Origin of the sequence: Oceanobacillus senegalensis, assembly GCF_900176885.1 — a bacterium.
In the GTDB taxonomy this organism is placed as follows: Bacteria; Bacillota; Bacilli; order Bacillales; family Amphibacillaceae; genus Oceanobacillus; species Oceanobacillus senegalensis.
The window spans coordinates 1,832,220-1,843,687 of the sequence record NZ_LT839648.1 but is presented as its reverse complement, the minus strand read 5'-3'; the positions used below and the strand labels follow the sequence as shown (position 1 = coordinate 1,843,687).

At 36.3% G+C, this 11,468-nt stretch carries 8 protein-coding genes; 7 read left to right on the top strand and 1 reads right to left on the bottom strand.

Annotated features, from left to right (window positions below; all coding sequences use genetic code 11):
* Positions 1-32 precede the first annotated feature (32 nt).
* On the top strand, positions 33-893 hold the full coding sequence (locus tag CAO17_RS08750; protein ID WP_085992445.1) for a LysR family transcriptional regulator: 861 nt from the start codon (positions 33-35) through the stop codon (positions 891-893).
* Between the two features lie 194 nt (positions 894-1,087).
* Here CAO17_RS08750 and CAO17_RS08745 read toward each other — a convergent pair whose 3' ends face one another.
* Positions 1,088-2,794 (bottom strand): Rqc2 family fibronectin-binding protein, encoded by a 1,707-nt coding sequence (locus tag CAO17_RS08745; protein WP_085992444.1) that lies wholly within the window; start codon positions 2,792-2,794, stop codon positions 1,088-1,090.
* Positions 2,795-3,185: 391 nt separating this feature from the next.
* Here CAO17_RS08745 and CAO17_RS08740 point away from each other — a divergent pair, with 391 nt between their 5' ends.
* The 6 genes from CAO17_RS08740 (at position 3,186) to priA (ending at position 11,364) form a co-directional block, all read left to right on the top strand.
* Positions 3,186-5,837, top strand: a complete 2,652-nt coding sequence (locus CAO17_RS08740; protein ID WP_085992443.1) for a calcium-translocating P-type ATPase, SERCA-type — start codon at positions 3,186-3,188, stop codon at positions 5,835-5,837.
* A gap of 412 nt (positions 5,838-6,249) precedes the next feature.
* Entirely contained in the window at positions 6,250-6,510 is a 261-nt protein-coding gene (gene remA, locus CAO17_RS08735; RefSeq protein ID WP_085992442.1) for an extracellular matrix/biofilm regulator RemA, read from the top strand.
* A gap of 324 nt (positions 6,511-6,834) precedes the next feature.
* A complete protein-coding gene (gmk, locus tag CAO17_RS08730) occupies positions 6,835-7,455 on the top strand; it encodes a guanylate kinase (RefSeq protein ID WP_085992441.1) in 621 nt (206 codons plus the stop codon).
* Complete coding sequence (rpoZ, locus tag CAO17_RS08725; RefSeq protein WP_085992440.1) at positions 7,452-7,646, top strand: DNA-directed RNA polymerase subunit omega; 195 nt, start codon at positions 7,452-7,454, stop codon at positions 7,644-7,646. Before gmk ends, rpoZ begins: the two co-directional genes overlap by 4 nt.
* A gap of 107 nt (positions 7,647-7,753) precedes the next feature.
* Entirely contained in the window at positions 7,754-8,959 is a 1,206-nt protein-coding gene (gene coaBC / locus CAO17_RS08720; protein ID WP_085992439.1) for a bifunctional phosphopantothenoylcysteine decarboxylase/phosphopantothenate--cysteine ligase CoaBC, read from the top strand.
* Positions 8,959-11,364 carry a primosomal protein N' gene (gene priA, locus CAO17_RS08715; protein ID WP_085992438.1) on the top strand — a complete coding sequence of 802 codons (2,406 nt, stop codon included), beginning with the start codon at positions 8,959-8,961 and terminating at the stop codon, positions 11,362-11,364. Before coaBC ends, priA begins: the two co-directional genes overlap by 1 nt.
* Positions 11,365-11,468 lie beyond the last annotated feature (104 nt).

Here is an 11,468-nt window from a genome sequence, read left to right as displayed (position 1 = left end):
CGTCTCTTTTAAACCATGAGAGGAAAATAATTATGAAAATAGAGGATTATGCGTTACTTTTAAAGTTGCATGAAATTGGAACGATTCGTGGTACAGCGAAGATTATTCTAATTTCTCAACCTGCTGTGACACAAAGGTTAAAATATATGGAGGAGTATTTTGGGGAACAGATATTTATTCGGACTACGAAGCAGCTGATCCCGACCCCGAGTGGAGAAATTATTTTAGATTACGCAAGGAGAATAGTCGAACAAGAAAAGGAGTTAAAAAATTTACTTGCTAAGTCAAGTACTGAAATTCAAGGAACGTTATCCATTGCTTGTTCCTCTTTAATTAGTCAACGATTTTTACCGGCGATTCTTGGAGAGTATACAGCAAGCTATCCCAAGGTTACCATTGATCTTGTAACTGGAATTAGTGAAGATATACAACGCGATTACAAAAATTATCATGTCAGCATTATTCGTGGGGAACCACTTAAGGATGGCAATTGTATTCGCTTATTTGCTGATCCGTTATATATTTTTGATACAGAAAAGTTTCCAAAAAATAAATTAAAGGAACGACCATTAATTTCGTTCAAAAGCGATGATAGTATGAATGAACAGGTCGAAAATTGGTTGTTTCATCATCAGGATAAAATCAAAGCTTTGAAAATGATGACGGTGGATCAAATTGAGACTTGTAAGCAATTTATGAAACAAGGAATCGGGATGGCCGTATTGCCTGAAAGTGTTTCAGATAGGATGAAGGATGAATACCCAAATGTTCCTTTAAAATTAAATGGTAAAGTTGTAACTAGGGATACTTGGCTATGTTACCAGGAAGGAGTCCAAAATCTTCCACAAGTTGCTCAGTTTATTTCCTTATTAACGAATACAACTTTTTTGTAAGGTCCACATTCCAATTTTCTATGAATAGATGACGTTTGTTCGTCAGGTGGTACGAACATTCAATCTGTAGCAAATTTAGAGGGAAATAGATTTTAAGCGCAAGCAATCTATGAAGGAATGCTTGCGCTTTTTTTTCGAAGGTTAAGGAGCATTTATACTCCCACCTCAAAAATGGAGGAAAAAAATAAAAGAACCTATTGTTTCAATTTATCAACAATATCCTTAGAAGGTGTTACAAAGACAGTTTTTTGATTTTCGTAAATTACAAAGCCCGGTTTTGCCCCATTTGGTTTTTTGACATGCCGTACTTTTGTATAGTCTACAGGAACAGTAGATGAGTTTTGTGACTTACTAAAGTACGCTGCTATTTGAGCAGCTTCTGTTAAGGTTGTTTCACTCGGTTCCTGGTTACGAATAACAACATGTGAGCCAGGGATATCCTTTGTGTGCAACCATATTTCATCCCGTCGTGCTAATTTCATTGTCAAATGTTCATTTTGCTTATTGTTTTTCCCAACTAATATTTCTGTTCCATCAGAGGAAATATATTTTTCAGGAACCGGTTTAGCTGGTTTGTTTTTGTTTTTCTTTCCTTTTCTTTGTTTTTTCAAATAGCCCTCATCTCGAAGTTCATCCCGTATTTCTTCAATATCATCCACACTTGCTACTTCTATTTGTTGTAATAGTTGTTTGAAATAGTTTATTTCATCTTTCGTCTTTTCTATTTCTTTTTCTACTACTTGTTTTGATGTTTTAAGTTTCTGGTAGGTTTTGAAGAAACTTTGTGCATTTTCACTTGGTGTCTTATTTCGATTCAAAGAAATGACGATTTCCTTCTGATCTGGATCATAGTAATCAATAACTTTAACTTCTTTATCCCCTTGGGAAACTAGATGCATATGTGCTGTAAGCAATTCACCTAGTCGTTGATATTGGTCTGCATTCTCAGCTTTCATCATTGTTTTTTGATGCTTTTTCAATTTACGTTCATTTTTGTTTTTTTCATTTTTTATGAAACGATCTAAGTCTTTAGCTTGCTGTTTAACCCGGTCACGTTCAGCTTTTCCGGAGTAAAAGGCATCTAACATATGATGTACATCTTCAAAATCTGTTTTATCCCCTTTAAAGGAGTGGATAGGGATAACATGGAACTCTTCCTTTTGATTATGGTAAATAGCCGGATGATATTTATTTTCTATTAACTGCTCTTTTATCTCAGTAAATACTTTGGCGTACAACTCTTGAGAACCTAAATGAGTACGGTTAACAAGTTCTTTTGCGATAAAGGGTGAAAAACCATCTAGTGTATGCACAATCTGCATTTCCATTTTTCCCGCATTGAAATCAAGCCTTTTAATCAAATCTTCCCCACTTATATGAAGTGGATTTAATTTATTTTGAGAAGGGGGTAAGATGTATTCCTGGCCAGGTAAAATAGTGCGGTGGCGATTTTGGGAAAAGCTTATATGCTTCATGCTATCGATAATATGTCCCTTATCTGCATCAACGAGCATAATGTTACTATGCTTTCCCATCAGCTCAATGATTAGATGTTTTTGACTAATGTCCCCGATTTCATTTCTAGACCGAATTGTAAATGTAACAATCCGCTCTAATCCATATTGCTTGATATCCTCTATCATTGCTCCTGATAAATGTTTTCTAAGGATCATACAGAACATTGGAGCTTCCTTTGGATTTTTATAGGAATCATTTGTTAAATGAAAACGTGTATATGTAGGGTGAATCGATAATAGTAATGTGTGGTTTTTACCTTGCTTTCGAACGGTAAAAACTAATTCTGTTTCCGTAGGTTGATAAATTTTTGTAATTCTTCCAGATGAAAGTGTTCCATTAAGTTTTTCCGTTACTGCTCTAGTGACAATACCATCAAATGGCATTTCTATCACCTCCAACGGTAATTATAGCATTTTTACGGACAAGTATGCATAGATATCCATTAGAGGTTGTTCAAAAAGTACGGTAAAAATATACGTCCATGGTTCTCGTTGGTGTTTAAGGAGCTTCCCTTGTGTTCAAAGTTACGCCACTTGAACTTTGAGGCGTACAGGATTTGCTAGTATTGGTGCTCTCCACAATGTTTTCGGTGGTACGAGTAACCGCAGTCCAAGGACAGTAAGAGAACCTAGCAGACCTGTCTTTTTTAACCTCCTTTTTGGACAAAGAAATAAATAGAGAAAAGTGGGTCCGGCTTTTTCTATGCTTTACTCGTATAGAGGCTGAAAGCTTTTCCCTACAAGAATGTATTATCTATATCCCGGAGGAATGCAGATGAAGTGGTATCAGTTCGATGTTGAAAAAGTAGAGCAGAAAATGTATGTATTGTCGTCGAAAGGACTGAGTTCAAAACAGGTCGAGGAAAGACGGAAACAGTATGGACTAAATCAGCTAGAATCACAAAAAAATACACCGAAGTGGCTAATATTTCTAAAACAGTTTCAGGATTTTATGGTAATTGTTTTATTAGCCGCAACATTAATCGCAGGACTTCTAGGTGAATACATCGATGCAATCGCCATTATGGGGATTGTATTAGTGAATGGTTTTATTGGTTATTTCCAAGAACAAAAAGCGGAAAAGTCATTGGAAAAATTAAAAGAGTTATCGGCACCAATGGCAAATGTGCTAAGAGAGGGAAAGTGGGAGAAAATCCTATCAAAGGATGTAGTTGTTGGAGATGTTATTCGGGTTAATAGTGGTGACAGGGTTCCAGCAGATATTCGTATAACGAAATCAAATAGTATGGAAACAGAGGAATCAGCTCTTACTGGTGAATCCTTGCCAGTTGTTAAACATGCTAGTGCCATACATCAAGAAGATTTAGAAGCCCAGGATCAGGCAAATATGGGTTTTATGGGAACGCTAGTAACAAGAGGTTCAGGTATCGGTATTGTCGTCGGCACTGGGATGAATACCGTTATGGGACAAATTGCTTCCTTAATGGTAAATACGAAGAAAACCATGACACCACTTGAAAGAAGATTAGCTGAATTAGGGAAAATATTAATCATTGTAGCATTATTATTGACCGCACTAGTAGTTATACTTGGTATCTTCCAAGGGAATCCAATGTATCAAATGTTTCTGGCAGGCGTATCCCTTGCAGTTGCCGCGATTCCTGAAGGTTTACCAGCTATTGTTACTGTCGCATTATCCTTAGGTGTTCAACGTATGATTCGAAAAAAGGCGATTGTAAGAAAGCTTTCTGCTGTAGAAACCTTAGGAACAGCATCTGTTATTTGTTCAGATAAAACAGGAACCATGACAGAAAATAAAATGACTGTAAAAGAAATATATTTAAATGGAAGGCATTTATATGTTACAGGGGATGGTTATGATGTACATGGCGATTTTTACTTGGATAAGACGAGAATTGAAGGTAATTATCCGAACTTAGAAAAAATGCTTTTGTATGGAATGCTCTGTAACAATGCATCATTGGTAGTGAAAAAAGGGAAGTACTTTATTGATGGAGACCCAACGGACGGTGCACTCCTAGTTGCATCAAGAAAAATAGGATTAAAACAAGTGGATGCAGAGAAATTTAAAATTATTAAAGAGATCCCATTCGACTCGGATAGAAAACGAATGAGTGTAGTAGTGGAAGATGAAAATGGAATCCGTTTGTTAATTACAAAGGGTGCGCCAGATGTGCTATTACCTAGGTCATCCTATTATTTAGAAGGGGAAGAACGTTCACTTCTTCGAAAGGAAGATAAACAAAGAATCAATCGCTCTATTAGTGATATGGCTGATAAAGCCCTCCGAACGATTGCGATTGGAGTAAAGCCATTAACAAAGAATCAATCATTAGATGAAGGATTTTTAGAAAAGGATCTAACCTTTATTGGTTTGTTCGGTATGATTGATCCACCAAGAAAAGAAGTTAAATCAGCAATAGAAGAATGTAGACAAGCCGGTATAAAAACGGTGATGATTACAGGAGACCACGTAAATACAGCACAAGCCATTGCTAGAAATTTAAATTTAATGCCAGAAAATGGAATGGTGTTAGAAGGACATCAATTAAATAAAATGTCTGTTGAGGAATTAGAGGATGTAATTGAAGAAACTTATGTTTTTGCAAGGGTAACACCTGAACATAAATTAAAAATTGTGAAGGCATTTCAGGAAAAAGGTCATATTGTAGCAATGACTGGGGATGGTGTTAACGATGCACCAGCTATTAAAGCGAGTGATATTGGTATTAGTATGGGAATTAGTGGTACGGACGTAACCAAAGAAGCTTCATCTCTTATATTAATGGATGATAATTTTGCAACAATCAAGTCTGCTATACAGGAAGGCAGAAATATTTACGAGAATATAAGGAAGTTTGTCCGCTACTTATTGGCATCGAATGTTGGGGAAATATTAGTGATGCTATTTGCGATGTTGCTAGCAATGCCACTGCCTCTCGTTCCTGTCCAAATACTATGGGTTAACCTCGTAACAGATGGTTTACCAGCCATGGCATTGGGACTTGACAAGGCCGAAGATAACGTGATGAAGCGGTCTCCTCGTAATCCAAGAGAGGGAGTTTTTGCAAGAGGATTGGGATATAAGATTATTAGTCGGGGGATTTTAATCGGATTAGTGACTTTAATTGCCTTTATGCTAACTTATCAAAACAATCCGGATAATTTAGTGTATGCCCAAACCGTTGCATTCTCAACATTGGTCATGGCCCAATTAATTCATGTATTTGATTGTCGTACAGAGAATTCCATTTTTGATCGAAACCCTTTTGGAAATTGGTATCTTATCGTGGCAGTTATATCATCCATCCTATTACTGCTTGTTGTCATTTACTGGCCACTACTACAACCAATCTTCCATACAACAAGCTTAGCATTAAGAGATTGGTTATTCATCGGTGCTTTAAGTGCAATACCAACAGTGTTATTTGGATTTAAAAAATAATGCTATGACCTAATTATCATGTTGTTATGACGAAAAATATATATCATTGATACAACCATTTTCCAAGGAAGCAGCTTCAGCAATCTATGAAATGAAAATAATATATAGAAAAATACCAAAATAAAGGAACAAACCTGATCAGGTGAATCTTTTCGGGTTGTTCCTTTTTTGTTGTATCAAAATTATGTATAATGAATGAAGCGTATTGGTAATTTCAAACCATCGATATATCATGTTGTATTTATATGGAAAAGTGGAGCATAGAAAGAAATATTAAGAAGAACTATCTTTTTCATGATTATTTATTGTATAATAAATCGGTACAAACCCTTGAATTGCTATGTTTTTCTTTTTTATTGTACAATAATGGTTAGGTTACATATAAACGGTAGATATAGGGGGGGGAAGAAATTTGAATTTAAGTTTAATAAATATTGGTTTCGGTAATGTTGTCTCTGCCAATCGGATTATCTCAATTGTTTCACCAGAGTCAGCACCGATAAAACGAATTGTAAATGTAGCAAGAGATAATAATAAATTAATAGATGCAACATACGGTCGGAGAACAAGAGCTGTGATTATCACAGATAGTGACCATGTTGTATTGTCTGCGGTTCAGCCTGAAACGGTCGGCCAGCGTGTCATAAGTAATGATGAGATTACAGAGGAATAATTCCTTTTTGTAAGTGTTCAGAAGGAGGATAAAATGGCCGGTTGACTAAAGTCTTAATGTCCTGACTGCGGTTACTCATCCCACTGAAAACATTTGTGGAGAGCACTGACAATGGAACGTCCTGTGCACCTGAAAAGTTCGATTGGCGAAGCTTATAGTATAAGAAACGTTACTTGGGAATGAACCCAGCGTTAGAAAAGTGCACTTCTTTTCTAGTAATGGTTTTAGTAAACGTTCCCCTGTCTTCAACTATAAATACCGAACTGTCATTTTTACTGGACTTTTGAATAACCAATTTATTCCAATTATTTAGGAGGAAATGTTTTGATTGATGAGAAAGGTATTTTATTTATTCTCTCGGGACCATCTGGAGTAGGGAAAGGAACGGTTAGAAAAAGGTTATTTGAGAAAGCAACAGATTTGCAATACTCCATCTCGATGACAACGAGGGATAAAAGACCTGGTGAAACAGATGGAATTGATTATTTTTATAAAACAAAAGAGGAATTTGAACAGCTTATTGAAGCAAATGAACTTTTAGAATATGCTAAATATGTTAATAACTATTATGGGACACCTAGGAGATATGTTGAGGAAACATTAGAAAAGGGTGATGATGTATTCTTAGAAATAGAAGTTCAAGGTGCTTTGCAAGTGAAGGAGAACTTCCCGGAAGGTGTATTCATTTTTCTTTTCCCACCCAGTTTAGACGAATTGAAAAATCGTATACTTGGACGTGGTACAGAATCAAATGATTTAGTCATTAACCGTTTGAAAGAAGCTAGAAAAGAAATTGAAATGATGGATGCTTATGATTATGTTGTAGTTAACGATCAGGTTGACCACGCAGTATCCAAAATTGAGTCTATTATCCAAAGCGAACATCTAAAAAGAGAACGGATTGCTGCTCAATATAAAAAGATATTGGAGGATGATCAAATATGATGTTAGAACCATCGATTGATTCATTGCAGGAAAAAGTGAAATCTAAATATACACTTGTCATTTTGTCAGCTAAGCGTGCAAGACAACTAAGTGAAACAAAGGATTTACAGGTAGAGGAACCTAAATCACATAAATATGTTGGGATGGCACTTGAGGAAGTCGTAGCAGGTAAATTATATTTAGAGAAATAAATAATAAAAGGCCCTCGTGATAGTACGGGGGCTTTTATTGTTAATAGACGTTTTAAATATGATATAAATATACTAGAATATGATGAAATGTTTGTGAGGCGATATAAATGGTCTATCAAAAAAATATTTTACTATGTGTTTCTGGGGGAATTGCAGCATACAAGGCATGCGCCTTAACCAGTAAGTTAACACAAAAGGGTGCAAATGTGAAAGTGATTATGACTGAGAATGCAATGGGATTTGTATCACCATTAACTTTCCAGGCGCTATCAAGGAATCCTGTGTACACGGATACATTTGATGAAAAAGATCCAGAAAAAATTGCACATATTGATTTAGCCGACTGGGCAGATTTCGTTATCATTGCCCCCGCTACTGCAAATGTTATTGGTAAATTAGCAAATGGGATGGCCGATGATATGCTTACGACTACTATATTAGCAACCGAAGCAACCGTCTACATCGCACCTGCTATGAACGTACATATGTATGCTCATCCAGCCGTTACCAAGAATATGAAACAATTAGAAGAATGGGGATACCACTTTATTGAGCCTGGAGCGGGATATCTAGCTTGCGGTTATGTTGGAAAAGGTAGGCTGGAGGAACCAGAAACAATTATTAATGTCATTCAGGAACATCAGAAAGTTGATACATTTTTAGAAGGAAAAAAACTTTTAGTATCTGCAGGCCCAACACGAGAAAAGGTTGATCCGGTACGATTTTTTACAAATAGGTCCTCAGGTAAAATGGGATTTGCTATTGCAGAGGTAGCAGCTGAATTGGGTGCTCGTGTAACTTTGGTCACAGGGCCGACAAATCAGCAGGTATCTGATTCGCATATAAAGAGAGTCGATATCGAATCAGCTGATGATATGTATAACGCCATGCATGAGTTTTTCCATGAAAATGATATTGTAATTAAAGCTGCAGCAGTGGCCGATTATCGACCTAAAATGGTTTTTGACCACAAAATGAAAAAGCAGGATGGGATTTGGCAATTGGAAATGGAAAGGACAAAAGATATATTACATTCTTTAGGACAAGAAAAAAAACATCAATTTTTAGTAGGATTTGCTGCAGAAACGAAAAATCCGATAGAGTATGGTATGAATAAGTTACAAAAAAAGAATCTAGATGCCATTGTTATCAATAACGTTGCACAAGAGGGTGCTGGTTTTGGTGTAGATACGAATATAGTCACATACATAAATAAAGATGGAAATGAAAAAGGATTTGCTCGAGCAACAAAAAAAGAAGTGGCTAGAAAACTTTTATACTCGATTTATCAAGATATGAAGGATGATCAGTAGTGAATATAGCAAAGGTCATTGTAGATGTGCCTGCAAGCTCGACTAACCAAACATTTGATTATTCCATTCCCCTAAAATTTCAGGATATGCTTAAGCCAGGTATGCGAGTTATTGTCCCATTCGGCCCTAGAAAGATAATGGGTTTTGTAGTGGAAAGGGTTTCGGAATCAACGTTTAGTAAGCTGAAAGATATAATTGATGTACTAGACGTTATACCTGTTCTAACAGAGGAATTATTAGATTTAGGGAAATGGGTAGCGAAGGAAACACTGAGTTTGTCGATTACAGCACTTCAAGCGATGCTGCCACAGGTTCTTAAATCAAAATATAAAAAGGAAATTGTTCGGATGACTGACGCCATGTTACCAGACGAATTAGAGAATTTATTTGCTGGACGATACGTGGTGTCGTATGAAGAATTTGAAAAACGAAAAATAAGCTACTATCAACTACAGAAATCCATCCAATCAGGTGACATATCGATTGACTATATTGTTCAATCAAGAATAACCAAAAAGCAGGTTTTAATGATTAAACCTGCGCGTGAATCTCATTTTCTTGAGGAAGCGATAATAGATATTCCGAAAAACGCTAAAAAACAGAAACAATTGCTTTCGTATTTTATCGAGAATACTGAACCTGTACCACAGAAAGAACTACTGAAGAATTTTCAAACAACCAATCAAACTGTGAAAAATTTGGTTGATAAAGGATTGCTAGAAACCTATAAGGAAGAAGTATTAAGAAATCCTTATGATGACCATCAATTTGAAAGAACAACTGCATTAGAGTTGACGGATGAACAGAAGAATGCGATTGAACCGATTTTGGAATCAATACATACGAATCATCATGATGTCATATTATTGCATGGTGTTACAGGGAGCGGAAAGACGGAGGTCTATCTTCAAGCCATTCAACAAGTGATAGATAAAGGCGCAGAAGCAATTGTTCTGGTACCAGAAATTGCCCTAACCCCGCAAATGGTAAACCGATTTAAAGGTAGATTCGGGAAAAATGTAGCAGTTATGCATAGTGCCCTATCAGCAGGTGAAAAATACGATGAATGGAGACGGATTCAGCGTAAAGAGGTACAGGTTGTCGTTGGTGCAAGGTCAGCCATTTTTGCACCCTTTGAAAATATTGGCATCATCATAATCGATGAAGAACACGAGACGACCTATAAACAAGAAGATAATCCTCGGTATCATGCAAGAGACGTTGCTATTTACAGAGGGAAGCACCATCACTGTCCCGTTGTATTAGGTAGTGCAACACCGACTTTAGAGTCTTATGCTCGGGCTGCAAAAGATGTTTATAAGCTTGCAACCTTAAGTAAACGTACAAATGATCAGCCAATGCCACATGTTGATATAATTGATATGCGTGCTGAGTTGCATGCAGGAAATCGGACGATGTTTTCAAGAAAGCTAAAAGAAAGAATGGAGAAATGTATTGCGAATAAGGAACAGATTGTTCTTTTATTAAATCGCAGAGGGTATTCTACTTTTGTAATGTGTAGGGATTGTGGCCATGTCAATGAATGTCCACATTGCGATATTGCATTAACTTATCATAAAAATAGCAATAGACTTAAATGTCATTATTGTTCCTACGAAGAAATGGTACCAACTATTTGTCCGGAATGTAGTAGTGACTTAATCCGTTATTTTGGGACAGGAACACAGCGAGTGGAGGAAGCACTAACCGAACTTATTCCACAGGCAAGAATTTTAAGGATGGATGTGGATACAACTCGGAAGAAAGGGTCCCATGAAAGGATATTAAGGCAGTTCAGTGAGTATAAAGCTGATATCTTACTAGGGACACAAATGATTGCAAAAGGATTAGATTTTGAAAATGTTACATTAGTTGGTGTTTTAACCGCTGATTCCATGCTTCATTTGCCAGATTTCCGCTCTAGTGAAAAAACATTTCAGCTTCTAACACAAGTTAGTGGACGAGCTGGTAGACATGAATTAACAGGAGAAGTTTTAGTCCAAACGTATACTCCTGACCATTATAGTATAAAACTTGCTAGTGAATATAACTTTATAGACTTTTATAAAAGAGAAATGGGAATGAGAAAAAAATTCCGGTATCCGCCATACTATTTTTTAGTTCTTATCACATTTTCACATGAAAATAAGGTAAAAGTCGTTCAAAATGCACAAAGGTTTGTGCATCTATTAATGAAAAAAGTTAATCCAACAACGATTGTGCTAGGACCAACACCTTCACCAATCCCGCGAATAAAGGATAGATATAGGTATCAATGCATGATAAAATATAGAAATGAGCCAAATTTACGAACCAATTTAAATCAAATTTTAACCCAATTTGAAGATGTCCGGAAAGAAGATTTTATAATTTCGATTGACATGCAACCATACCATCTAATGTAGGTATGATGGGAAATGGTAGTAATTGTATGTGTTCAAAAAAGGAGGATAAAAAGGTCGAGAAACTCGATGTGTCATCTTCACACTAAACTTTTTGAACAACCTAT

Excerpts from the sequence above, each read along its gene's own strand:
- CAO17_RS08750 (WP_085992445.1), top strand. The coding sequence starts at position 33 with ATGAAAATAGAGGATTATGCGTTACTTTTAAAGTTGCATGAAATTGGA.
- CAO17_RS08745 (WP_085992444.1), bottom strand. The coding sequence starts at position 2,794 with ATGCCATTTGATGGTATTGTCACTAGAGCAGTAACGGAAAAACTTAAT.
- CAO17_RS08740 (WP_085992443.1), top strand. The coding sequence starts at position 3,186 with ATGAAGTGGTATCAGTTCGATGTTGAAAAAGTAGAGCAGAAAATGTAT.
- rpoZ (WP_085992440.1), top strand. The coding sequence starts at position 7,452 with ATGATGTTAGAACCATCGATTGATTCATTGCAGGAAAAAGTGAAATCT.
- coaBC (WP_085992439.1), top strand. The coding sequence starts at position 7,754 with ATGGTCTATCAAAAAAATATTTTACTATGTGTTTCTGGGGGAATTGCA.